21 protein-coding genes are annotated in these 22895 nt (G+C 69.2%); 18 read left to right on the forward strand and 3 right to left on the reverse strand.

Annotated elements, in window-relative coordinates; all coding sequences use genetic code 11:
* The first annotated feature begins 62 nt into the window (after positions 1–62).
* From HCU73_RS00510 to HCU73_RS00530, 5 genes are all read left to right on the forward strand, one after another.
* Complete coding sequence (locus HCU73_RS00510; protein WP_168621453.1) at positions 63–770, forward strand: AzlC family ABC transporter permease; 708 nt, start codon at positions 63–65, stop codon at positions 768–770.
* Positions 767–1096: an AzlD domain-containing protein gene (locus HCU73_RS00515; protein ID WP_168621454.1), complete on the forward strand. Its 330-nt coding sequence runs from the start codon at positions 767–769 to the stop codon at positions 1094–1096. The genes HCU73_RS00510 and HCU73_RS00515 overlap by 4 nt, the downstream gene beginning before the upstream one ends.
* A gap of 106 nt (positions 1097–1202) precedes the next feature.
* Positions 1203–2249, forward strand: a complete 1047-nt coding sequence (locus HCU73_RS00520; protein WP_168621455.1) for a sodium-dependent bicarbonate transport family permease — start codon at positions 1203–1205, stop codon at positions 2247–2249.
* Between the two features lie 42 nt (positions 2250–2291).
* On the forward strand, positions 2292–3164 hold the full coding sequence (locus tag HCU73_RS00525; RefSeq protein WP_168621456.1) for a LysR family transcriptional regulator: 873 nt from the start codon (positions 2292–2294) through the stop codon (positions 3162–3164).
* 225 nt (positions 3165–3389) lie between these two features.
* Entirely contained in the window at positions 3390–3878 is a 489-nt protein-coding gene (locus HCU73_RS00530) for a hypothetical protein (protein ID WP_168621457.1), read from the forward strand.
* 93 nt (positions 3879–3971) lie between these two features.
* On the opposite strand, the gene HCU73_RS00535 is transcribed toward HCU73_RS00530, so the two are convergent.
* Positions 3972–4802: a prephenate dehydratase gene (locus HCU73_RS00535; protein WP_168621458.1), complete on the reverse strand. Its 831-nt coding sequence runs from the start codon at positions 4800–4802 to the stop codon at positions 3972–3974.
* A gap of 105 nt (positions 4803–4907) precedes the next feature.
* Between HCU73_RS00535 and HCU73_RS00540 the strand changes: the two genes are divergently transcribed.
* The 5 genes from HCU73_RS00540 to HCU73_RS00560 all read left to right on the forward strand — a co-directional run bounded on the left by HCU73_RS00540 (position 4908) and on the right by HCU73_RS00560 (position 11500).
* Positions 4908–5426, forward strand: a complete 519-nt coding sequence (locus HCU73_RS00540) for a c-type cytochrome (RefSeq protein ID WP_168621459.1) — start codon at positions 4908–4910, stop codon at positions 5424–5426.
* Between the two features lie 171 nt (positions 5427–5597).
* Complete coding sequence (locus tag HCU73_RS00545) at positions 5598–7514, forward strand: extracellular solute-binding protein (RefSeq protein ID WP_168621460.1); 1917 nt, start codon at positions 5598–5600, stop codon at positions 7512–7514.
* Positions 7515–7520: 6 nt separating this feature from the next.
* Complete coding sequence (locus tag HCU73_RS00550) at positions 7521–8675, forward strand: microcin C ABC transporter permease YejB (RefSeq protein ID WP_168621461.1); 1155 nt, start codon at positions 7521–7523, stop codon at positions 8673–8675.
* 67 nt (positions 8676–8742) lie between these two features.
* A complete protein-coding gene (locus HCU73_RS00555; RefSeq protein ID WP_168622323.1) occupies positions 8743–9897 on the forward strand; it encodes an ABC transporter permease in 1155 nt (384 codons plus the stop codon).
* 22 nt (positions 9898–9919) lie between these two features.
* Positions 9920–11500 (forward strand): ABC transporter ATP-binding protein, encoded by a 1581-nt coding sequence (locus HCU73_RS00560; protein ID WP_168621462.1) that lies wholly within the window; start codon positions 9920–9922, stop codon positions 11498–11500.
* A 174-nt stretch (positions 11501–11674) separates the two neighbouring features.
* Here HCU73_RS00560 and hemN read toward each other — a convergent pair whose 3' ends face one another.
* Positions 11675–13030 carry an oxygen-independent coproporphyrinogen III oxidase gene (gene hemN, locus HCU73_RS00565; RefSeq protein ID WP_168621463.1) on the reverse strand — a complete coding sequence of 452 codons (1356 nt, stop codon included), beginning with the start codon at positions 13028–13030 and terminating at the stop codon, positions 11675–11677.
* A gap of 87 nt (positions 13031–13117) precedes the next feature.
* Here hemN and fnrL point away from each other — a divergent pair, with 87 nt between their 5' ends.
* The gene (gene fnrL / locus HCU73_RS00570; protein WP_168621464.1) at positions 13118–13864 is read left to right on the forward strand and encodes a transcriptional regulator FnrL; all 747 of its coding nucleotides are present in this window, start codon (positions 13118–13120) and stop codon (positions 13862–13864) included.
* 109 nt (positions 13865–13973) lie between these two features.
* Here fnrL and HCU73_RS00575 read toward each other — a convergent pair whose 3' ends face one another.
* The gene (locus HCU73_RS00575) at positions 13974–14813 is read right to left on the reverse strand and encodes a universal stress protein (RefSeq protein WP_168621465.1); all 840 of its coding nucleotides are present in this window, start codon (positions 14811–14813) and stop codon (positions 13974–13976) included.
* A gap of 197 nt (positions 14814–15010) precedes the next feature.
* Here HCU73_RS00575 and ccoN point away from each other — a divergent pair, with 197 nt between their 5' ends.
* The 7 genes from ccoN (at position 15011) to HCU73_RS00610 (ending at position 22892) form a co-directional block, all read left to right on the forward strand.
* A complete protein-coding gene (gene ccoN, locus HCU73_RS00580) occupies positions 15011–16612 on the forward strand; it encodes a cytochrome-c oxidase, cbb3-type subunit I (RefSeq protein ID WP_168621466.1) in 1602 nt (533 codons plus the stop codon).
* Between the two features lie 14 nt (positions 16613–16626).
* Entirely contained in the window at positions 16627–17355 is a 729-nt protein-coding gene (gene ccoO / locus HCU73_RS00585; RefSeq protein ID WP_168621467.1) for a cytochrome-c oxidase, cbb3-type subunit II, read from the forward strand.
* Between the two features lie 15 nt (positions 17356–17370).
* Positions 17371–17589 carry a cbb3-type cytochrome c oxidase subunit 3 gene (locus tag HCU73_RS00590; protein WP_168621468.1) on the forward strand — a complete coding sequence of 73 codons (219 nt, stop codon included), beginning with the start codon at positions 17371–17373 and terminating at the stop codon, positions 17587–17589.
* Entirely contained in the window at positions 17586–18500 is a 915-nt protein-coding gene (gene ccoP / locus HCU73_RS00595; protein WP_168621469.1) for a cytochrome-c oxidase, cbb3-type subunit III, read from the forward strand. The genes HCU73_RS00590 and ccoP overlap by 4 nt, the downstream gene beginning before the upstream one ends.
* A gap of 297 nt (positions 18501–18797) precedes the next feature.
* Positions 18798–20219, forward strand: coding sequence for a cytochrome c oxidase accessory protein CcoG (gene ccoG, locus HCU73_RS00600; protein WP_168621470.1), 1422 nt, complete (start codon positions 18798–18800; stop codon positions 20217–20219).
* Complete coding sequence (locus HCU73_RS00605; protein WP_168621471.1) at positions 20216–20701, forward strand: FixH family protein; 486 nt, start codon at positions 20216–20218, stop codon at positions 20699–20701. Before ccoG ends, HCU73_RS00605 begins: the two co-directional genes overlap by 4 nt.
* A gap of 7 nt (positions 20702–20708) precedes the next feature.
* Positions 20709–22892: a heavy metal translocating P-type ATPase gene (locus tag HCU73_RS00610; RefSeq protein ID WP_338051950.1), complete on the forward strand. Its 2184-nt coding sequence runs from the start codon at positions 20709–20711 to the stop codon at positions 22890–22892.
* Positions 22893–22895 lie beyond the last annotated feature (3 nt).

Raw genomic sequence — 22895 nt, forward strand, 5'->3', positions numbered from 1 at the left:
TTGCATCCCCCCGGCGGCTGGCCTATGCCCCCGCTGTCACAGCCAAAGGCTAGCCCGCCCCCATGCCCGCATCCAGCCCCCGAACCGCCTACTGGCGCGGCGTCCGCACCGCGCTGCCCTTCGTGATCGTGGTCGGGCCCTTCGGTCTCCTGTTCGGCGTGGTCGGCACCGAGGCGGGGCTGTCCATCGCGCAGGTCATGGGCTTCACCGTGCTGGTCATCGCCGGCGCCTCGCAGTTCACCGCGCTGCAGCTGATGCAGGACAACGCGCCCACGCTGATCGTGGTCGCCTCGGCGCTGGCGGTGAACCTGCGCATGGCGATGTATTCCGCCTCGCTCGCCCCGCATCTCGGCCCCGCGCCCCTTTGGCAGCGGGCGCTGATCGCCTACATGAATGTCGACCAGACCTACGCGCTCGGCCATGCCGACTACGAGGCGAACCCGCGCCAGTCGGTCGCCGAAAAGGTCGCCTTCTTCTTCGGCACCTCGACCCCCGTGATCCCGGTCTGGGTCGGCGCCACCGCGCTCGGCATCGTGGTGGGCGAGGCGATCCCCCCCGCGCTGGGCCTCGACTTCGCGGTGCCGATCACCTTCCTCGCCCTCATCGCCCCCGCGCTGCGCACGCTCGCCCATGTCGCCGCCGCCGTCACCTCGGTGGTCATGGCCATCCTGCTCGCCTTCCTGCCGTGGAACCTGTGGCTGCTGGCCGCGGGCCTTGCCGCCATGATCGTCGGCGCCGAGGTCGAGCGCCGGATGGAGGCGCGGCGATGAACTACACCCATACGGAGCTTTGGCTCATCATCCTCGCCCTCGGCGTCGGAACCTTCGTGATCCGCTTCTCCTTCCTCGGCATCCTCGGCGACCGGCAGCTGCCGCCCTGGCTGTTGCGCCACCTGCGCTACACCGCGGTCGCCATCCTGCCCGCCATGGTGACGCCCCTGATCCTCTGGCCGCAGGCGACGGGCGGGCAGATGGACCCGGTCCGCATCGCCGCGGCGGCGGCGGCGCTCGGGGTCGGGCTTTGGACGAAGAACGCGATCTGGGCGATCGTGGCGGGGATGGGCAGCCTCTGGGGGCTTGGCTGGCTGCTGGGCTGATCGTTCCATAAATCGGAACGGAAATGCCAGAACATGTATTTTTCTTTCTGACTGCCCCCGCGCATATCCCCGCCAACAGGCAACGCCCAAGCGGGGGACACGCGACATGGACATGATCTTCGGCAGCGCCGCGACGATCGTCGAGCAACTGCAGAAACCGACGCTCGCCTTCCTGATCGGCGGCATGGTGCTGGCCGCGATGGGCAGCAGGCTGACGGTGCCCGAGCCGGTCTACAAGTTCCTGGTCCTCGTCCTTCTGCTCAAGGTCGGCCTCGGCGCCGGCATCTCGGTGCGCGAGGCGGATGTCGTGGCGCTGGCCGTGCCGGCGCTGGCGGCGGCGGGGCTTGGCATCGCCATCGTGCTGTTGTGCAGCCGGACGCTGGCGCGCTGGCCCGGCGTGAACCGGATGGACGGGATGGCGACGGCGGGCCTGTTCGGCGCGGTCTCGGCCTCGACGCTGGCCGCGGGCATGGTGATGCTGGACGCCGAGGGCATCGCCTACGAGGGCTTCATCGGCGCGCTTTACCCGTTCATGGACATCGCGGCGCTGGTGACCGCGATCCTCATGGCCAAGATGAGCGCCGCCCGCGCCGTGGCCGCGCATTCGGTGGGCGGGGGCACGGCGACCGTCGCCATGGGTGGCGGCGCGGGTGACGGGATCGTCCGGGAAATCCTGGCCGACACGCTGAAAAGCCCCGCGATTTCCGCGTTGCTGCTGGGCCTCGGCATCGGCCTGCTGGGCCGGCCCGAGCAGGTCTACGAGGGCTTCTACGAGCCGCTGTTTCGGGGGTTCCTGTCGATCCTCATGCTGATCATGGGCATGGAGGCCTGGGCGCGGCTGGGCGAGATGCGGAAGGTCGCGCACGCCTATGTCCTCTACGGCATCGCCGCGCCCTTCCTGCACGGGCTGATGGGTTTCGGCGCGGGGCTGGTCGCGCATCACCTGACGGGCTTTTCCGCGGGCGGCGTCGTGCTGCTGGCCGTGATGGCGGCCTCCAGCTCGGACATCTCGGGCCCTCCGACGCTGCGGGGCGCGCTGCCCGAGGCGAACCCGAGCGCCTATGTCGGCACCTCGACCGGCATCGGCACGCCCGTCGCGATCCTGTCGATCCCGGTCTGGATCGCGCTGGCGGGGGCGGTCATCGGCTTCTAGAAACTGCTGCGCAGCCGGCCCGTCCGTTCTATAATCCCGAAGATGGACCGGCTGAACTACCACCACCTGCGCTATTTCCGCGAGGTCGCCCGCGAGGGGCACCTGACCCGCGCGGCGGAAAAGCTGAACCTGTCGCAGTCGGCGCTGTCGACGCAGATCCGGCAGCTGGAGGAGCGGCTCGGCCACGCGCTGTTCGAGCGCAAGGGGCGGCAGCTGATCCTGACGGAAGCCGGGCGGATCGCGCTGGATCACGCCGAGCGCATCTTCGGCACCGGCGAGGAGCTGCTGGCGGCGCTGGGCGACGGCGCGGGCGCGGCGCGGCCGCTGCGGGTGGGCGCGCTGTCGACGCTGTCGCGCAACTTCCAGATGCGGTTCCTGCAGCCGGTGCTGGGCGAGGTGCCGCTGGCGCTGGTGTCAGGGTCGGGGCCGACGCTGCTGCCGCGGCTGGCGGGGCTGGCGCTGGACGTGGTGCTGTCGACCGAACCTCATGACGCGGCGGCCTTTCCCGACCTGACCGCCCACCGCATCGCGGCGCAGCCGGTCGCGCTGGTGGGGACGTGGGACAGGATGAAAGGGCGCGACGCGGGGTGGCTGCTGGAGACGCAGCCGCTGATCCTGCCGACGGAAAGCTCGATCCGCACGGGGTTCGACGCGCTGTGCGCCCGGCGCGGCATCGCCCCCCGGATCGCCGCCGAGGTGGACGACATGGCCATGGTCCGCCTGCTGACGCGGGCCGACGTGGGCGTGGCGCTGGCGCCGCTGGTCGTGGTGCAGGACGAGATCGCGGCGGGCACGCTGGTGGCCGCGCCGGGCGACCTGGGCATCGTCGAGACCTTTTACGCCATCACCGCCGAGCGGAATTTCCCGCATCCGGCGCTGAAGCGCCTGCCGCCCGAGACGCGTTTCACCCCCTGACGACGGCCCGTTGGAGCGCCCGCCGCGAAGCGCAAGGGGGGCACCCGGTGCGCCGATAAACAGCTATGTGCATCAGCGCACGTTCATCACGGAAACGTCCAAGGTATGTGATTTGAAATGCAGCTCGGGAGATCCGATCTCGGGATCATCGACGGCACGACGCCGACACGAACCGCCGACCGGCAGGACCGCCGGGACCGGCACCAACCCGAAAGGATTTGCTTTATGAAACCGCTCTTTCTTGCAACCGCCGCCGCCCTCGCCCTTGCCGCTCCGGTGGCCGCGCAGACCCAGCTGGAAACCACGCTGGGCGTCACCCCCGGCACCTTCACCGCGGCCGAGCTGGCGGACCTGAACCGCGCTTATGAGGAGAACGACCAGACCCGGATCGACTTCATCCTGTCCGGCGGGTCGAACCTCGATGCCGCGACGATCGAGCGCCTTGGCGTGCAGCAGGCGATCGCCCGCGCCGTCGAGGAGGGGGACTACGCCCAGGCCCGCAACCTGCAGGCGGCCCGCGGCGTCTCGTCGGATACGTCGGTGGCGTCCTCGCGCGGCGAGACGGTGGCGACCGGCTGGCTTCAGTCGGTGGCCGATGACCTCGGGGTCGATGCCCGCGACTTCAGCCGCGGCGACCTGCTCGCCCTGGCGCGGTCGGTGGAGGAAGGTGACCGCGTGGCGGTGACCGGCATCCTCAGCCGCGTGCAGAACTGATCGCAGGGGCGGGACACGTCCCGCACCCCACGCGCAATACGCAGAGCCCCGAGGCCGCTCAGGCCCCGGGGCTCCCCTTTTTTTCGGGTCGGCTCAGTCCCGCACCGAGGCGGCGGGGTAGGTGCCGAGGATCTTGAGGAAGCTGGTGAAGTAGTCGAGTTCCTCAAGCGCCAGCTTCACGTTGGCGTCGTCGGGGTGGCCTTCGATGTCGGCGTAGAACTGCGTCGCGGTGAAGGAGCCGTCGACCATGTAGCTTTCCAGCTTGGTCATGTTCACGCCGTTGGTGGCAAAGCCGCCCATCGCCTTGTAGAGCGCGGCGGGGATGTTGCGGACGCGGAACACGAAGGTCGTCATCATGTGGGACGCGCGGCGCGCCATCTCGGGCTCGCGCGCCATGATGAGAAAGCGGGTGGTGTTGGTGTCGTGGTCCTCGATGTGGCGGGCCAGCACGTTCAGACCGTAGATCTCGGCGGCAAGCTCGGAGGCGAGCGCCGCCCTGGACCGGTCGCCCCAGGCCGCCACGTCGCGGGCGGCCCGCGCGTTGTCCGGGCTGACCTGGCCCTTGATGCCGTTCTCGCGCAGGAAGCGCGCGCATTGCGGCAACAGGACCAGGTGGCTGTGCGCCTCGCGGATGTCGGACAGCTGCGCGCCCGGCACGGCGAGCAGGTTGATGTGCACCCGGACGAACACCTCGTCGACGATGTGCAGGCCGGATTCCGGCAAAAGGCGGTGGATGTCGGCCACCCGGCCATAGGTCGTGTTCTCGACCGGCAGCATCGCCTGGGTGGCGCGGCCGGACTGCACGGCCTCGATCGCGTCCTCGAAGGTGGCGCAGGGCAGGGCCTCCATGCCGGGGCGGGCGTCGTGGATGGCCTGGTGCGAATAGGCACCCGGCTCCCCCTGGAAGGCGATGCGTGCGGTCATGTCTCCACCTTGGGATGTGGGCGTTTCGTCGCGCTCCCTACACCTTGCCTTGGGTTGGCGAAACCCCATACATAGCCCCGAAACCGCGAGACGAATGGGAAGACCATGTTCGACACCATGACCATCACCAAGGCCTTCGCCTCCGTGTGCGGCGCCATGCTGGTGCTGCTGCTGGGCGGCTGGGCCGCCGACGGGCTCTACAACATCGAGAACCACGGCGAGGATCACGTGCCGGGCTACGCCATCCTGGTCCATGAGGGCGACGACGCGGCCGAGCCGGAAGAGGTGGTCGAGGTGGCCTTTGCGGATGTCTATGCCGCCGCCGACGCGGGCGCGGGCGAACGGCTGTGGCGCCAGTGCTCGGCCTGCCACGCGCTCGACGGGCGCGACGGCGTCGGCCCGCACCTGAACGGCGTGGTCGGCCGCGCCAAGCACTCGGTGGCCGGCTTCAACTACTCCGACGCGCTGCGCGGCCTCGAGGGCGACTGGACCCCCGAGAACCTGGCCGAGTTCCTGCTCAGCCCCCGCAGCTACGCGCCGGGCACCGCGATGGCCTACAACGGCATGAGCGATGTCGAGGACCGGGCGAACCTGATCGCCTACCTCGCCACCACCACCGAGTGATCCGCGCCCCCGCGCGATGACAGGGCCGCCCCCCGTGGGCGGCCTTTCTGCATGGACCGGAGGGGCCGTTCACGCAATCTCGTCTTGAACCCGGGCCGGGCTGGTCTCTAACGTGGTGCGACACAGATAAAGGGGGACGCACCCCCGTTGTGGACGAGCACGGAGACCCGCATGACCGACCGCCCTGCCGCCGCCGTCGCGGTCCCCCGGACCGCCCCCTTCGCCCGCATGGCCCTGCCGCTGGCCGGCGCGCTGATGCTGGCGCTTGCCGCGCTGCCCGCCCGGGCCCAGGATGACGCCCTGATCGTGACCCACGGCGTGTCGACCTTCGGGGTCGACGACCTGACCTACCCGGCGGATTTCCCGCATTTTTCCTACGTCAATCCCGACGCGCCCCGCGGCGGCGAGATGTCGTTCTCGTGGTCGAGCAACGGCGGCACCTTCGACTCGATGCACCCCTACACCAACCAGGGCACGCCCGCGGTGCTGGCCAGCATCTTCTTCGAGTCCATGCTCGAGGGCCCGCTCGACAGCATCGGCGAAAGCTACTGCCTGCTGTGCGAGACCATGGCCTTCCCCGAGGACCGGTCCTACGTGATCTTCACCCTCCGCGAGGGCGCCCGGTTCTCGGACGGCACGCCGGTCACGGCCCGCGACGTGCAGTTTTCCTACGAGATCCTGCGCGACGAGGGGCTGCCGTCGTTCCGCGCAAACATCCCGCTGACCATCGCGGGGGCCGAGGTGCTGGACGAGCGGCGCATCCGTTTCGACTTCAACCCCGACAGCCAGATCCGCGGCCGGATCGAGGCCGCCGGCGGGCTGCCGGTGTTCAGCGAGGCGAGCCACATCGCCAGCGGCCTGCCCTTTGCCGACAGCCGCCTGACGCCGCTGATCGGGTCCGGCCCCTACGTGCTGCGCGAGGTCGATCCGGGCCGGTCCACCGTGTTCCTGCGCGACGCCGACTACTGGGGCTGGGACCTGCCGATGAACCAGGGGCGCTACAACTTCGACCGCATCCGGGTCGAGTACTACGCCGACGCGATCGCCGCCTTTGAAGGCTTCACCGCCGGCAACTACCTGTTCCGGCAGGAAAACTCGTCGCAGAACTGGGCCAACAGCTACACCTTCCCGCGGCTGACCGACGGCATCGTGATCCGCGAGGAGATCCCGCAGGGCCTGCTGGCGCCCGGGCAGAGCTTTGTCTTCAACCTGCGCCGCGAGAAGTTCCAGGACCCCCGCGTCCGCGAGGCCATCGCGCTGATGTTCAATTTCGAGTGGACCAACCAGACGCTGTTCTACGGGCTCTACAGCCCGATCGACAGCTTCTGGGAGAACACCGACCTCGAGGCGACGGGCATCCTGTCGGGCCCTGAACTCGCGGTGCTGGAGCCGTTCCGCGACCGGCTGCCCGAGGAGGTGTTCACCGAGGAGCCCTTTGCCACGCCGGCGTCGGACCCCGAGCGCAACTTCGACCGCCGGCAGGCCCGGCGCGCCACCGCGCTGCTGGAGGAGGCCGGCTGGACCCCGGGCAGCGACGGCCTGCTGCGCAACGCCGCCGGCCAGACGCTGTCGGTGGAGTTCCTGAACGCCGGGGCGCTGTTCGACCGGATCATCAACCCCTACGTCGAGAACCTGCGCGCCATCGGCATCGACGCGCGGCTGACGCGGGTCGACGGGGCGCAGATCGAGCAGCGCCAGCGCAGCGCCGATTTCGACATCCTGACCGACTTCTTCCAGACCGGCTACGAGCCCGGCACCTCGCTGCGGCAGCTGTTCGGGTCGATCGGGGCGGACGAGAGCCTGTTCAACGTGGCGGGCCTTGCCGACCCGGTGATCGACGAGCTGCTGGAGGTGGTGATCCGCGCCGAGACCCGCGAGGAGATGGAGATCGCCACCCGGGCGCTCGACCGCGTGCTGCGCAGCTACCGGCTCCGGGTGCCGCAGTGGTTCAACCAGAACGCCTGGGTCGCCTATTACAACCACTACCGCTACCCCGAGCCGCTGCCGCCCTACGGGATCGGCTTCCTCGACTTCTGGTGGGTGGACCCCGCGGCGGAACAGGCCCTGCGCGACCAGGGCGTGCTGTAACCCGGGATGGGCGCCTATATCCTCAGACGCCTGCTGCTCATGATCCCGACGCTGTTCGGGATCATGGTGATCAACTTCGGCCTGACCCAGTTCGTGCCGGGTGGCCCGATCGAGCAGGTCATCGCGCAGCTGGAGGGCGAGGGCGACGTCTTTGCCGGCATCTCGGGCGGCGGCAGCGAGACGATGGGCGCGCAGGACATCGAGGGCAGCGGCTACGAGGGGGCGCGGGGCCTGCCGCCGCAGTTCCTGGACGAGCTGAAGATCCAGTTCAACTTCGCCCGCATCGTCTGCGAGGACGGCTTTGCCGGCACCCCCGACCTGCGCGCCGAGGAATGCGTGGCCGAGGACATCCCCTGGCTGGAACGCTTCGGCCTGATGATGTGGGATTACATGCGCTTCGACTTCGGGGAGAGCTATTTCCGGTCGATCTCGGTGGTGGACCTGGTGATCGAGAAGATGCCGGTGTCGATCTCGCTGGGCCTGTGGTCGACGGTGATCGCCTACCTCGTGTCGATCCCGCTGGGCATCGCCAAGGCGACGCGGGACGGATCTAAGTTCGACACCTGGACCTCGGGCGTCATCATCGTGGCCTACGCGATCCCGGGGTTCCTGTTCGCCATCCTGCTGCTGGTGGTGTTCGCGGGCGGGCGCTATTTCCAGATCTTTCCGCTGCGCGGCCTGACCTCGGACGGCTGGGAGGACATGACGCTGATCCAGCAGATCGGCGACTATTTCTGGCACATCACCCTGCCGGTGCTGGCCTCGACCATCTCGGCCTTCGCCACGCTGACGCTTTTGACCAAGAACAGCTTTCTGGAAGAGATCAAGAAGCAGTACGTGATGACGGCCCGCGCCAAGGGGCTGGCGGAGCGGCGGGTGCTCTACGGCCACGTGTTCCGCAACGCGATGCTGATCGTGATCGCGGGGTTCCCGGCGGTGTTCGTGGGCGTGTTCTTCGGCGGGTCGCTGATCATCGAGACGATCTTTTCGCTGGACGGGCTGGGGCGGCTCGCCTTCGAGGCCGCGGTCAGCCGGGACTACCCGGTGATCTTCGGCACGCTCTTCGTGTTCGGCCTGATCGGCCTCGTCGTGAACATCCTGTCGGACCTGATGTATGTCTGGATCGATCCGAGGATCGACTTCGACACGCGGGAGACCTGAGATGGCGATGCCCGACGATCGCCCCCGCGGCCCCGACCCCGCGCGCCCGCGCATCGACCCCGAGCCGATGCTGCGCCCCACCCCGCCCCTGACGGTGCCGCCGTCGCGGCGCGGCTGGCTGTCGCCGCTGAACAAGCGGCGCTGGCAGAACTTCAAGGCCAACCGCCGCGCCTACTGGTCGCTGTGGATCTTCGCGGTGCTGTATGGCCTGAGCCTCTGCGCCGAGTTCATCGCCAACGACCGGCCGATCCTGGTGCAGTACCGCGGCGCCTACTACACGCCGATCTTCGCCTTCTACCCCGAGACCGAGTTCGGCGGCGATTTCCGCACCGAGGCGGTCTACCGCGACATCGAGGTGCAGTGCCTGATCGTGTCGGGCGGGCTGGAGGACTGCTGGGACGACCCCGCCGAGGTGATCGCCCAGGTGCGGGACACCGGCAGCTTCGACGGGGTCGAGGTGGAGCAGGGCTGGATCCTCTGGCCGCTCATTCCCTACAGCTACAACACCGTCAACGACATCGGCCGCGCCGCGCCGTCGCCGCCGGACGCGAACCACTGGCTCGGCACCGACGACACCGCCCGCGACGTGCTGGCCCGCGTGATCTACGGTTTCCGCCTGTCGGTCAGCTTCGCGCTGGTGGTGACGGTCCTGACCTCGGTCATCGGCATCGCGGCGGGGGCGGCGCAGGGCTACTACGGCGGCTGGCTCGACCTGATCTTCCAGCGGGTGATCGAGATCTGGAACTCGACCCCCAGCCTCTACATCATCATCATCATCTCGGCGATCTTCGTGATGAACTTCTGGCTGCTGGTGTTCCTGATGGTGCTGTTCGGGTGGACCGGGCTGGTGGGGGTGGTGCGGGCCGAATTCCTGCGCGCGCGCAATTTCGAATACGTCCGCGCGGCCCGGGCGCTGGGCGTGGCGGACGGCAAGATCATGTTCCGCCACGTGCTGCCGAACGCCATGGTGGCGACGCTGACCTTCCTGCCCTTCATCGTGACGGGGACGATCGGGGGGCTGGCGAGCCTCGACTTTCTCGGCTTCGGCCTGCCGTCCTCGGCGCCGTCGCTGGGGGAGATGACGCTGCAGGCCAAGAACAACCTGCAGGCGCCGTGGCTGGGCTTCACCGCCTTCTTCACCTTCGCGATCATGCTGTCGCTCTTGGTGTTCATCTTCGAGGGCATCCGCGACGCCTTCGACCCGCGAAAGACGTTCAGATGATGCAATCCTCCGGTTTGACCAGATGAGAGTTCTCGACGTCCGCAACCTCTCCGTCAGCTTCGGCGCCGTGCGCGCGGTGCGGGGCGTGTCGTTCCATGTCGACAAGGGCGAGACCGTCGCGCTGGTGGGGGAAAGCGGCTCGGGCAAGTCGGTGACGGCGCTCAGCACCGTCGCGCTGGTGCCGGGCGCGACCGAGATCACCGGGTCGGTGAAATACGGCGGGCAGGAAATGGTGGGCGCGGCCGAGGGGTTGTTGCGGCAGATCCGGGGCAACGACATCAGCTTCATCTTCCAGGAGCCGATGACGTCGCTGAACCCGCTGCACACGCTGGAAAAGCAGATCACCGAAAGCCTTGCGCTGCACCAGGGCCTGCGCGGCGAGGCGGCGCGGGCGCGGGTGATCGAGCTGCTCACCCGCGTCGGCATCCGCGACCCGGAAACGCGGCTGGGGGCCTATCCGCACCAGCTGTCGGGCGGGCAGCGCCAGCGCGTGATGATCGCCATGGCGCTGGCGAACGGCCCGCAGCTGCTGGTCGCGGACGAGCCGACGACGGCGCTGGACGTGACGATCCAGGCGCAGATCCTCGAGCTCCTGGCCGAGCTCAAGCGCGACATGGGGATGAGCCTTCTGTTCATCACCCACGACCTCGGCATCGTCCGCCGCATCGCGGACCGGGTCTGCGTGATGCAGAACGGCGAGATCGTGGAGCAGGGGCGCACGGCCGAGATCTTTGCCAACCCGCGCCACCCCTACACGCAGAAGCTGCTGGCCGCCGAGCCCAAGGGCGCGCCCGAGCCGGTGCCGGCCGACGCGCCCGAGATCGTGTCGACGCGCGACCTCAAGGTCTGGTTCCCGATCCAGCGCGGGCTGATGCGCCGCACGGTCGGCCACGTGAAGGCGGTGAACGCCGCAACGCTGAGCGTGCGGGCGGGCGAGACCGTGGGGATCGTGGGCGAAAGCGGGTCGGGCAAGACGACGCTGGCGCTGGCGATCATGCGGCTGATCGGGTCGGAGGGGCCGGTGATCTTCATGGGGCGCGACGTGCAGGGGCTGCGGTCGGCGCAGCTCAGGCCGCTCAGGCGCGAGATGCAGATCGTGTTCCAGGACCCCTACGGCAGCCTGAGCCCCCGGATGACGGTGGAGCAGATCGTCGGCGAGGGGCTGGAGGTGCAGGGCTTCGAGCGCGAGGTCCGCCGCGCGCGCGCGGCCGAGATCCTGGCCGAAGTGGGCCTCGACCCGGCGATGATGGACCGCTACCCGCACGAATTCTCGGGCGGGCAGCGCCAGCGCATCGCCATCGCCCGCGCCATGATCCTGCGGCCCAAGCTGGTGGTGCTGGACGAGCCGACCAGCGCGCTCGACATGACGGTGCAGGTGCAGATCGTGGAGCTGCTGCGCGGGCTGCAGCGGCGCAACGGCATCGCCTACCTGTTCATCAGCCACGACCTGAAGGTGGTGCGCGCGCTGAGCCACAAGGTGATCGTCATGCGCAACGGCGACGTGGTGGAGGCGGGCGAGACCGCGGCGCTGTTCGCCAGCCCGCGGTCGGACTACACCCGCGACCTGATGCGCGCGGCCTTCGGCGAGATCGGCGCCGCCTGAAAATATTTCCATTCGCGTTAGTTGTCTGATGGTGCATTTCGTGCAACCCTCGGTTGCATGATGCGCGACCACCCGATCCCCGGCCGGGCGCAGCGGGCCCCCGGCCCCGCCCGGCACGACAAGACATCAGGCCCGCCCCCCGCGGGGGCAGGCTGCGGGCGCCGGGCGCCTGTCTCAGATCGCCGAGGAATGCCCCTCGGCGCGCATCTCGTACTCGTCGAAGGCGCGCGCGATCATGCGCGCCAGCGGCCGGCCCTCGGGCCGGATCTCGAATCCCTCGGGCGTGACCCGGACCATGCCGGGGAACTGGTCGGCCGCGCGGGAATACAGCTCGGTCAGCCGCCGCGGCGGGACGCCGTGGTCGCGGGCGATCTCGGCGCTGTCGATGCGGAACTCGCACATCAGCATCTCGATCATCCGCGCGCGCAGCCGGTCCTCGCCCTTGAAGGCGTGGCCGCGCCCGGTGGCCAGCTCGCCGGCGCGCACCGCCTTCTGGTAGGCGGCGGTGGAGCTGGCGTTCTGCGCGTAGCCCTGCGGAAAGCGCGAGATCGCCGAGGCGCCCATGCCGATCAGCACCTCGCAGGTGTCGTCGGTGTAGCCCTGGAAATTGCGCCGCAGGTGCCCGGTGCGGGCGGCGACGGCCATGCTGTCCTCGGGCTTGGCGAAATGGTCGATGCCGATTTCGTCGTAGCCGTCCCAGATGAACAGGCGGCGGGCGGTCTCGAACAGCGCCAGCCGTTCCTCGGGCGAGGGCAGGGCCTCGGTCGGGATCATCGACTGCCGCTTGGCCATCCACGGCACATGCGCGTAGCCGTAGAGCGCCACCCGGTCGGGCGACAGCGACAGCAGCATCTGCACGGAATCGGAGATGCGCGCCTGGTTCTGGTGCGGCAGGCCAAAGAGGATGTCGGCGTTCAGCGAATGGATGCCGGCGGCGCGCAGCGCCTCGACGGCGGCGCGGGTGACCTCGTAGCCCTGCACCCGGCCGATGATCTGCTGGATGTCGGGGTCGAAATCCTGCACCCCGATCGAGGCGCGGTTCATGCCGGCGTCGGCCAGCGCGGCGATGCGGGCGGCGTCGATCTCGTTGGGGTCGATCTCGACCGAGAACTCGGCGTCGTCGGTGAAGGTGAAGGCCCCGTGCAGCGCCCCTGCCAGCGCGGTCATCAGGCCGGGCGCCAGCAGCGTCGGCGTGCCGCCGCCCCAGTGCAGCCGCGCCACCTGCACGCCCCGCGGCAGGAGCCGGCCGAGCGTGGCGATCTCCTGCTTGAGCGACTCGACATAGGCGACGACGGGCTCGTCCGTCCGCACGCCCTGGGTGCGGCAGGCGCAGAACCAGCACAACCTGCGGCAGAACGGCACATGCATGTAGAGCGAGATCCGGGCGCCGGCGGGAATTGCCTGCACCCAGTCTTGGAAAACCGGGCCGGTCACGTCGTTCGAGAACTTCGTGGCCGGGGGGTAGCTGGTGTAGCGCGGGACTTTTGCGTCGAAGAGCCCCAGGCGGCGAAGTTGATTGACGTTTTCCATTGTAATACCACTAGAAATGAAACGCGCCGTTTGACCTTGATCCAGATCAAGCGCGCCCCGATGGCCGCAAGGCGGAAGGGATAGACCATGGCCCAGAGACAGCTCGCCTTTCCCCAGGTGGAATGCGCCGATTGCCCGATCCGGCATCGCGCGGTCTGTGCCCGCTGCGAGACCGACGAGCTCGAGCAGCTGGAGGCCATCAAGTACTACCGCAACTACGAGGCCGGGCAGACCATCGTCTGGGCCGGCGACAAGATGGATTTCGTCGCCTCGGTGGTGCACGGGGTCGCCGCGCTGACGCAGACCATGGAGGACGGGCGCCGGCAGATGGTGGGCCTCCTGCTGCCGTCCGACTTCCTCGGGCGCCCGAATCGCGACCGCGCGGCCTACGACGTGACCGCGACCACGGACCTCCAGCTGTGCTGCTTCCGCCGGACGCCGTTCCAGGACCTGCTGGCCAACACGCCCCATGTCAGCCAGCGCCTGCTGGAGATGACGCTGGATGAACTGGACGCCGCGCGGGAATGGATGCTGCTGCTGGGCCGCAAGACCGCGCGCGAGAAGATCGCCAGCTTCCTGTCGATCATCGCCCGCCGCGACGCCACGCTGCAGCAGCGCCCGACCGCGGGCGAGGTCGCCTTCGACCTGCCGCTCACCCGCGAGGCGATGGCCGACTACCTCGGCCTGACGCTGGAGACGGTCAGCCGGCAGATGTCGAGCCTCAAAAAGGACGGCGTGATCCGGCTGGAGGGCAAGCGGCACATCGTGATCCCCGATTTCGACCTGCTGATGGACGAGACCGGCGACGACGCCGACGGCGGCGTGCTGGCCTGAACCCCGCTCCCGCGCGGGGCGGGCCGGATCCCGACACCGGGTGAGGGGGGCTTCGCGCCCCCGCAAGGGCCGGGTGCCCCGCGCGGGGACACCCGGGTCGCTGCGGCGCTCAGTGCGCCATGAACACCGGCACCTGGGCGTGTTCCAGCATGTTCCGCGTCGCGCCGCCGAGGATCGCCTCGCGGAACCGGGAATGGCCGTAGGCGCCCATCACCAGCAGGTCGGCATCGGTGTCGGCGACGTGGCGGGCGATCACCTCGGACACGCGCGGCAGGGTCTGGGCGAGGATCGTGACCTCGACCTTCACGCCGTGGCGGCTGAGCATCCGGCTCAGCTCGGCACCCGGGTCGGCGGCGTCCGAGCCGTGCCGCTCGGGGGCGACGATGCAGACGGTCACCGCGTCGGCCGACTGCAGCATCGGCAGGGCGCGGCGGATCGACGCCATCGCCTCGTTCGACTCGTTCCACGCCACCACGATCTTTTTCGGCGCGGGGTCGAGCCGCTTGCCCTCGGCCAGCACGACGACCGGGGCGTGGCCCTGGAACATCGCCGCCTCGACCACCACGGGGGCGTCGGCATACTGCCCCTCGCCGTAGGGCTTGGGCAGGATCACGAGGTCGGCAAAGCGCGCGCGCCGCGCCACCAGGCCCGCCACCGAGGCCGACTGCGCCACCAGCGCGTCGATCCCCCAGGAGATGTCGCTGCGCCCCAGCGCGTCCCGCGCCGCGGCCTCGACCTCGGTCGCCTCGGCCTGGGCCTGGGCGATGGTTTCCTCGTGCATCAGCGCGGTCGCGCCGGCGAAGTAGTAGCCGGTCTGGGTGCGGTCGATCCCGAGGCAGAGCACGTCGAGATGCGCGCCGCAGCCGGCCGCGAAGGGCACCGCCGCGCCAAGCACGCCGGCCACCTCCTTGGGGTCGGTCAGGATCGTCAGGATCGTTTTGTAGGCCATCTGCGCCTCCCTCAGTCTGTTCGCGTCCGGTCTAGACCGGGGCAGGACGCCGCACCTTGACCTGCGTCAACAGCCCCGCGGGGAGGGTTTGACATGGATCAAGGCTCTTTTCCGGCCCTTCCGCGATGTGGAGTGCAGATGGAACAGCTCCGGACGGCTGTGCGAGTCGGAACCGGGGCATGACGAAGGGACGATCAATGCTTGATTATGTGAAGCTACTGATCCTTGGCCTGGTCGCGGTCTGTGCCGCGATCGCGGCCAACTACGCACGGGACGCGGCCTACCTGGTCCATGCCCTGCTGATCATGGGCGCCGCGGCCATCACGTTCGTGGTTGTGCTGCGCCGCACCGGCGAGGCCAGGGTGCCCGCCCCGGCCAACGAATACATGGACGGGCCCGTCAAGGCCGCGGCGATCGCCACGGCCTTCTGGGGCGTCGTGGGCTTCCTTGCGGGCGTGTTCATCGCCTTCCAGCTGGCCTTCCCGGTGCTGAACTTCCACTGGGCCGAGGGCTACCTCAACTTCGGGCGGCTGCGGCCGCTGCACACCTCGGCGGTGATTTTCGCCTTCGGGGGCAACGCGCTGCTGGCGGCGTCGTTCTACATCGTGCAGCGCACCTCGGCCGCGCGGCTGTGGGGCGGCAACCTCGCGTGGTTCGTGTTCTGGGGCTACCAGCTGTTCATCGCCATGGCGGCGACGGGCTACCTGCTGGGCTCGACCCAGGGCCAGGAATACGCGGAACCCGAGTGGCTGACCGACCTGTGGCTGACCATCGTCTGGGTCGCCTTCCTGCTGCTCTACCTCGGCACGCTGATGAAGCGGAAGGAGCCCCACATCTACGTGGCGAACTGGTTCCTGCTGTCCTTCATCGTCACCGTCGCCATGCTCCACGTGGTCAACAACCTGCAGATCCCGGTCTCGCTGTTCGGCTCGGCCTCGGTCACCCTGTTCTCGGGCGTGCAGAACGCCATGACGCAGTGGTGGTACGGCCACAATGCCGTGGGCTTCTTCCTGACCGCCGGCTTCCTGGGAATGATGTACTACTTCATCCCCAAGCAGGCCGAACGCCCGGTCTACAGCTACAAGCTGTCGATCATCCACTTCTGGGCGCTGATCTTCCTCTACATCTGGGCCGGTCCGCACCACCTGCACTACACCGCGCTGCCCGACTGGGCGTCGACGCTGGGCATGGTGTTCTCGGTCGTGCTGTGGATGCCCAGCTGGGGCGGCATGATCAACGGCCTGATGACGCTGTCGGGGGCGTGGGACAAGCTCCGCACCGACCCGATCCTGCGGATGATGGTCACCTCGGTCGCCTTCTACGGCATGTCGACCTTCGAAGGCCCGATGATGTCGATCCGCGCGGTCAACAGCCTGTCGCACTACACCGACTGGACCATCGGCCACGTCCACTCCGGCGCGCTGGGCTGGAACGGGATGATCACCTTCGGGATGCTCTACTACCTGTTCCCGAAGCTGTGGAACCGGCAGTCGCTCTACAGCCTCAAGGCCGTCTCGTGGCACTACTGGCTCGCGACCATCGGCATCGTGCTCTACGCCGCCTCGATGTGGGTGACGGGGATCATGGAAGGCCTGATGTGGCGTGAGGTCGATGCGCAGGGCTTCCTCGTGAACTCCTTCGCCGACACCGTGGCCGCGAAATTCCCGATGTACGTGGTGCGGGGTCTGGGCGGGGTCATGTTCCTCACCGGTGCGCTGATCATGTGCTGGAACCTCTGGATGACCGTGAAGGTGGGCCAGGTCCGCAAGGACGCCCCCGTCGCGGCGCCGGCAGAATAAGGAGGGCCTGACAGATGGCACTTGAAGGTCACAAGAAGATCGAAACCAACGCGACCCTCCTGCTGACGCTCAGCTTCCTGGTCGTCACCATCGGGGGCATCGTGGAGATCGCGCCGCTCTTCTACCTCGAGAACACGATCGAGGACGTGGACGGGATGCGGCCCTACTCGCCGCTGGAGCTGGCCGGCCGGGAAATTTACATCCGCGAGGGCTGCTATGTCTGCCACTCGCAGATGATCCGGCCAATGCGCGACGAGGTGGAACGCTACGGGCACTACAGCCTCGCGGCCGAGAGCCAGTACGACCACCCGTTCCAGTGGGGCTCCAAGCGGACGGGGCCCGACCTCGCCCGCGTCGGCGGCCGCTACTCGGACGAGTGGCACGTCGACCACCTGATGAACCCGCAGTCGGTGGTGCCGGAATCGGTGATGCCGTCCTACGCGTTCCTCGCCGACAACGTGCTCCGGCCGACCTACATCGCCGACCTGATGTCGACGCACCGGCTGGTGGGCGTGCCCTACACCGACGAGATGATCGCCGAGGCGCAGGTCGACTTCATCCAGCAGGCGACCGATTTCGGCGACCCCGGCGTGGTCGAGCGCTATCCCGGTGCCCAGCAGCGGGATTTCGACGGCAACCCCGAGGTGACCGAGATGGATGCGCTCATCGCCTACATGCAGATGCTCGGAACGCTGGTCGATTTCTCGACCTTCTCCGAGGGCGAAGCCGTGGCGAGCCGGTAAGGGAGGGCCCGACGGATGGAAGACACCTACACCATCATGCGGGTCTTCGCGGGCAGCTGGGGGATGATGTTCATGCTCCTCAGCTTCCTCGGGGTGATCCTGTTCACGCTGCGACCCGGCAGCCGGCAGGTTCACCGCGACACCGCGAACATCCCGTTCCGTTACGATGACCGGCCGATGAGCGACGACAGCGCGCCGGCCCGGACCCGCCAGACCAAGGAGGCGCGGCAATGATCGAAGACCACAAGAAGCACCCCGAGGAGCAGAAGCTCATGGCGGGCGACCCGGACACCACGGGCCATTCCTGGGACGGCATCAAGGAGTTCAACAACCCCCTGCCGCGCTGGTGGCTGTGGACCTTCTACGCCACCATCGCCTGGGCCGTGGTCTACACGGTGCTCTACCCCGCCTGGCCGCTGGTCAACGGGGCGACGCCGGGGATCCTGGGCTTCTCGACCCGGGCCAACGTGGCCGAGGACATCCAGCGCTTCGACGACATGAACGCCGACATCCGCACCCGGATCACCGAGGTCGAGCTGGCGGCGATCAACCCCGAGGCCAACCCGGATCTCTACAACTACGCGATCCAGGGCGGGGCCGCGACCTTCGCCACGTGGTGCTCGCAGTGCCACGGTTCGGGCGCGGCCGGGGTGCAGGCGTCGGGCTATCCGAACCTGCTGGACGACGACTGGCTCTGGGGCGGCACGATCGACGACATCCACGCGACGATCAGCCACGGCATCCGCAACGAGGATGACCCGATGGCCCGCTACTCGCAGATGACCGCCTTCGAGGGGCTGCTGTCGGACGAGGAGATCGCCTCGGTCGTGCAGTATGTCCGCAACATCTCGGGGCAGGAGGCCGACGCCGCGCTGGTCGAGGCCGGGGCCACCGTCTACGCCGACAACTGCGCCGCCTGCCACCTGGATGACGGCACCGGCGACCGTTACCTCGGCGCGCCGAACCTGACCGACGCCATCTGGCTCTATGGCGGCTCGGAGGAGGCGATCGAGTACACGGTGCGCAACGCCCGCTTCGGCGTCATGCCGCCCTGGTCGGCCGAGGCGTCCGCCGCCGGCCGGCTGTCCGAGGCCGAGGTCCGTTCGGTCGCGGTCTACGTCCATTCCCTCGGCGGCGGCGAGTAAGCCGCCGGGGTCTCGGTTCCGTCGGCCCCTCCCGGTCGGCGGATCGGCACCGGTCCCGGTCCTGTTCGCGCGTTTCCTACGGGACCGGTGCCACACCATAGCCCGCCCCGCCGCCCCGGAAAGGGCGCGCGGGGCGGTTTGCCGTCCGGGCCCCCGCCGCCCGGCCTGCGACAACCTGTGACAGGGTCAATTTCCTTGCCGTGCCGGGGTTTGATCCACGTCAAGGAGGCGACGCGCCCCCCTTCCTACAAGGAACCTGCGCAGGACCATTATTCAGATTCCGGGAGTCTCACCGTCATGAGTGCCACCGAAGAGCCGCAGAAGCTCTATGCTGCGCGCGAACCCGTCTTTCCCAAGCGCGTGAAGGGCCGGTTTCGCAACCTGAAATGGGTCATCATGATCGTGACCCTGGGCATCTACTACGTGACGCCCTGGATCCGCTGGGACCGCGGCCCGGACCTGCCGAACCAAGCGGTCCTGCTGGACCTCGCCAACCGGCGCTTCTTCTTCTTCTGGATCGAGATCTGGCCGCACGAGTTCTATTTCGTCGCGGGCCTCCTGATCATGGCGGGCCTGGGGCTGTTCCTGTTCACCTCGGCGCTGGGGCGGGTCTGGTGCGGCTATTCCTGCCCGCAGACGGTGTGGACCGACCTGTTCTTCACCGTCGAACGCTGGATCGAGGGCGACCGCAACGCGCGGCTCAGGCTGTGGAACGCCAAGTGGGATTTCACCAAGTGGCGGCTGCGGCTGACGAAATGGGTGGTGTGGCTCCTGATCGCGGTGGCCACCGGCGGGGCCTGGGTGTTCTACTTCGCCGACGCGCCGACGCTGCTGGTGCAGCTCGTCACCGGGCAGGCGGCCTTCGTCGCCTACACGACCATCGGCATCCTGACCGCGACGACCTTCGTCTTCGGCGGCTTCATGCGCGAGCAGGTCTGCATCTACATGTGCCCCTGGCCGCGGATCCAGGCCGCGATGATGGACGAGGACACCATCACGGTGGCCTACCGCGACTGGCGCGGCGAGCCCCGCGGCAAGGGCAAGGACCGCGAGAACCTGGGTGACTGCATCGACTGCAACGCCTGCGTCAACGTCTGCCCGGTGGGCATCGACATCCGCGACGGCCAGCAGCTGGAGTGCATCACCTGCGCGCTGTGCATCGACGCCTGCGACGACATCATGGCCAAGATCGGCAAGCCGCGCGGCCTGATCGACTACATGGCCCTGACCGACGAGGCCAACGAACGCGCCGGCAACCCCAAGAAGAACGTGTGGAAGCACATCTTCCGCCTGCGCACGATCATCTACACCGTGCTGTGGTCGTCGATCGGCATCGGGCTGACGGTGCTGCTGTTCATCCGCTCCGACATCGACGTGACCGTCGCCCCGGTGCGCAACCCGCAGTTCGTGACCCTGTCGGACGGGTCGATCCGCAACACCTATGACGTGCGGATCCGCAACATGACCAACCAGGAAACCGACTTCCGCGTCACCGTCACGGCGGACGCCGCCTTTGCGGTGGAGCTGGAGGGGGTGCCGGGCGACACCGTCACGGTGGCGGTGGACAGCACCCAGCTGCAGCGTGTCTACGTGATCGCGCCGCCGGGCAGCGCGGCGGCCGACGGCAACCTGACCGACATCCGCCTGTGGGTCGAGGACCTGAGCACCACCACGCGCACGTACGAGGATACCACGTTCTTCGGGAGGGACATCGAATGAGCATCGACGCAGGGGCCCCCGACACGGGGCGCAAGCTGACCGGCTGGCACGTGCTGGCGATCTTCGTGGGCGGCTTCGGCATCATCATCGGCGTGAACGTGTTCATGGCGGTGCAGGCGGTCTCGACCTTCCCCGGCATGGAGGTGTCGTCCAGCTACGCCGACAGCCAGACCTTCGACGACCGCCGCTTTGCCCAGCAGGCGCTGGGCTGGACGGCCAGCGTCGAGATCCCGGGCGACGGCACGCTGGTGCTGCACCTGGTCGATGCCAGCGGCGCGCCGGTCAACCCGGCCGAGCTGCATGCGCTGCTGACCCGGCCCACCAGCCAGGCCGAGGACCAGGAGCTGGTGCTGACCCGCGTCAACGGCGCCTTCGTCGCGCCGGTGGAGCTGGGCGACGGGCAGTGGCGCCTGCGCCTGACCGGCACCGCGCGCGACGGCACCGACTACCGCCACAACATCACCTTCCGCCATTTCCAGTGAGGCCGCGGTGACCGCCACCTTCGAGCATGTCCGCCCCTCGGCCTGCCCGGCCTGCAACGCCGCCCCCGCGGCCGAGCACCTGGCCGAGCTGCCCCGGGACGCGACGCTGATGCTGTCCTTGCCGGGCATCCACTGCGCGGGCTGCATCTCGGGGGTGGAAAAGGCGCTGGCGGCGGTGCCGGGGGTGCGCGAGGCGCGGGTGAACCTGACGCTGCGCCGCGCCGCGGTGCAGGCCGGGCCCGAGGTGACCGCCGAGGCGCTGGCCGAGGTGCTGGAGCGCGCGGGCTACGAGGCGCACGAGCTCGACCCCGGCGTGCTGGCCACCACCGAGGCCGACCGGCAGGGCCGCGACCTGCTGATGCGGCTGGCCGTGGCCTTCTTCGCGATGATGAACGTCATGCTCCTGTCGGTGGCGGTCTGGTCCGGCGCCGAGGGCGTGACGCGCGACATGATGCACTGGATCAGCGCGGCCATCGCGATCCCGGCGGTGATCTTCGCCGCGCGGCCCTTCTACGTCTCGGCCTGGGGCGCGCTCCGGGCCTGGCGGATCAACATGGACGTGCCGATCACCACGGCGATGCTGCTGGCGCTCGGCACCTCGCTCTACGAGACCGCGCTGTCGGGGCACCATGCCTATTTCGACGCGGCGGTGATGCTGTGCTTCTTCCTGCTCGGCGGGCGCTACCTCGACCACCGCACCCGCAGTGCGGCGCGGTCGGCGGCGCGGGAACTGGCCGCGCTGGAAGTGCCGCGCGCGACGCTCCTGACCGAGGCGGGCGAGCGCGTCGTCGTGGCCGCCGAACTGGCGCCCGGCGACGTGGTGATGGTGCGGCCCGGCGGGCGCATCCCGGTCGACGGGGTGGTCCGCGGCGGCCAGTCCGAGCTCGACCGCTCGCTGATGACCGGCGAGAGCCTGCCGGCCTTTGCCGGGCCGGGCACCGAGGTCAGCGCGGGCGAGGTCAACCTGACCGGCCCCCTGACCGTCGAGGTGCGCGCCGCGGGCCGCGACACCGCCCTGCACCGGATCGCCGACCTCGTCGCCGTCGCCGAGGCGGGGCGCGCGAACTACAGCGTCCGGGCCGACACCGCGGCGAAGATGTACGGGCCCGGCATCCACGTGCTGGCCGCGGCGGCCGCCGTCGGCTGGTGGATGCACACGCAGGACATGCGGCTGGCCTTCAACATCGCGGCGGCGGTCCTGATCATCACCTGCCCCTGCGCCCTGGCGCTGGCTGTGCCCGCCGTGACCACCGCCGCCTCCGGGCGGCTGTTCCGCCGCGGGCTCCTGATCAAGAACGGCACCGCGCTGGAGCGGCTGGCCGAGGTCGACACCGTGGTGTTCGACAAGACCGGCACGCTGACCACCGGCACGCCCGAACCCGTGGCGCTGGAGGCCCAGCCCGAGGCCGAGATGCGGGTGGCGCTGGCGCTGGCCGAGGCGTCCTCGCACCCGCTGGCCGTCGCGCTGGCCCGCGGGCTGCGGGCGCGCGGGCTTCGGCCGGCGCGGGTGGAGGAGATCGCCGAGGTGCCGGGCTTCGGCATCGAGGGGCGCTGGCGCGACCAGCCGGTGCGGCTGGGCCGCGCGGCCTGGGTCGGGGCCGAGGCGCCGGACGTGACCGCCACCTTCCTGCGCATCGGGACGGGCGCGCCGCGCGCGCTGACCTTCACCGACACGCTGCGCGAGGGCGCGGCCGAGACGGTGGCGGCGCTGGTCGCGGCGGGCAAGCGGGTGATCCTGATCTCGGGCGACTCGCAAGGCGCGGTCGACCGCTTCGCCGCCCGCATCGGCATCGCCGAGGTGGTGGCCGAGGCGCTGCCCGAGGACAAGGTTGCGCGCGTGGCCGCGCTGGCCGCCGACGGCGCCAAGGTGCTCATGGTGGGCGACGGGCTGAACGACACCGCGGCGCTGGCGGCGGCGCATGTGTCGATCTCGCCGGCCTCGGCGCTGGACGCCGCGCGGACGGCGTCCGATATGGTCCTGATGGGCCGGTCGCTGGCGCCGATTTCGGAGGCCTGCGTGACCGCGACGGTGGCGGCCAAGCGCATCCGCGAGAATTTCGGCATCGCGGCGGCCTACAACATCCTGGCCGTGCCGCTGGCGGTGGCGGGCCTGTGCTCGCCGCTGATCGCGGCGCTGGCGATGTCGACCTCGTCGATCACCGTGTCCCTCAACGCCCTGAGACTGAAGTGAGAC

Origin of the sequence: Roseicyclus persicicus (assembly GCF_012395815.1) — a bacterium.
GTDB lineage: Bacteria > Pseudomonadota > Alphaproteobacteria > Rhodobacterales > Rhodobacteraceae > Roseicyclus > Roseicyclus persicicus.

Bases quoted from the DNA above. Each gene is read 5' to 3' on its own strand.
- HCU73_RS00510 (WP_168621453.1), top strand. From the start codon at position 63: ATGCCCGCATCCAGCCCCCGAACCGCCTACTGGCGCGGCGTCCGCACC.
- HCU73_RS00515 (WP_168621454.1), top strand. From the start codon at position 767: ATGAACTACACCCATACGGAGCTTTGGCTCATCATCCTCGCCCTCGGC.
- HCU73_RS00520 (WP_168621455.1), top strand. From the start codon at position 1,203: ATGGACATGATCTTCGGCAGCGCCGCGACGATCGTCGAGCAACTGCAG.
- HCU73_RS00525 (WP_168621456.1), top strand. From the start codon at position 2,292: ATGGACCGGCTGAACTACCACCACCTGCGCTATTTCCGCGAGGTCGCC.
- HCU73_RS00530 (WP_168621457.1), top strand. From the start codon at position 3,390: ATGAAACCGCTCTTTCTTGCAACCGCCGCCGCCCTCGCCCTTGCCGCT.
- HCU73_RS00535 (WP_168621458.1), bottom strand. From the start codon at position 4,802: ATGACCGCACGCATCGCCTTCCAGGGGGAGCCGGGTGCCTATTCGCAC.
- HCU73_RS00540 (WP_168621459.1), top strand. From the start codon at position 4,908: ATGTTCGACACCATGACCATCACCAAGGCCTTCGCCTCCGTGTGCGGC.
- HCU73_RS00545 (WP_168621460.1), top strand. From the start codon at position 5,598: ATGACCGACCGCCCTGCCGCCGCCGTCGCGGTCCCCCGGACCGCCCCC.
- HCU73_RS00550 (WP_168621461.1), top strand. From the start codon at position 7,521: ATGGGCGCCTATATCCTCAGACGCCTGCTGCTCATGATCCCGACGCTG.
- HCU73_RS00555 (WP_168622323.1), top strand. From the start codon at position 8,743: ATGCTGCGCCCCACCCCGCCCCTGACGGTGCCGCCGTCGCGGCGCGGC.
- HCU73_RS00560 (WP_168621462.1), top strand. From the start codon at position 9,920: ATGAGAGTTCTCGACGTCCGCAACCTCTCCGTCAGCTTCGGCGCCGTG.
- hemN (WP_168621463.1), bottom strand. From the start codon at position 13,030: ATGGAAAACGTCAATCAACTTCGCCGCCTGGGGCTCTTCGACGCAAAA.
- fnrL (WP_168621464.1), top strand. From the start codon at position 13,118: ATGGCCCAGAGACAGCTCGCCTTTCCCCAGGTGGAATGCGCCGATTGC.
- HCU73_RS00575 (WP_168621465.1), bottom strand. From the start codon at position 14,813: ATGGCCTACAAAACGATCCTGACGATCCTGACCGACCCCAAGGAGGTG.
- ccoN (WP_168621466.1), top strand. From the start codon at position 15,011: ATGCTTGATTATGTGAAGCTACTGATCCTTGGCCTGGTCGCGGTCTGT.
- ccoO (WP_168621467.1), top strand. From the start codon at position 16,627: ATGGCACTTGAAGGTCACAAGAAGATCGAAACCAACGCGACCCTCCTG.
- HCU73_RS00590 (WP_168621468.1), top strand. From the start codon at position 17,371: ATGGAAGACACCTACACCATCATGCGGGTCTTCGCGGGCAGCTGGGGG.
- ccoP (WP_168621469.1), top strand. From the start codon at position 17,586: ATGATCGAAGACCACAAGAAGCACCCCGAGGAGCAGAAGCTCATGGCG.
- ccoG (WP_168621470.1), top strand. From the start codon at position 18,798: ATGAGTGCCACCGAAGAGCCGCAGAAGCTCTATGCTGCGCGCGAACCC.
- HCU73_RS00605 (WP_168621471.1), top strand. From the start codon at position 20,216: ATGAGCATCGACGCAGGGGCCCCCGACACGGGGCGCAAGCTGACCGGC.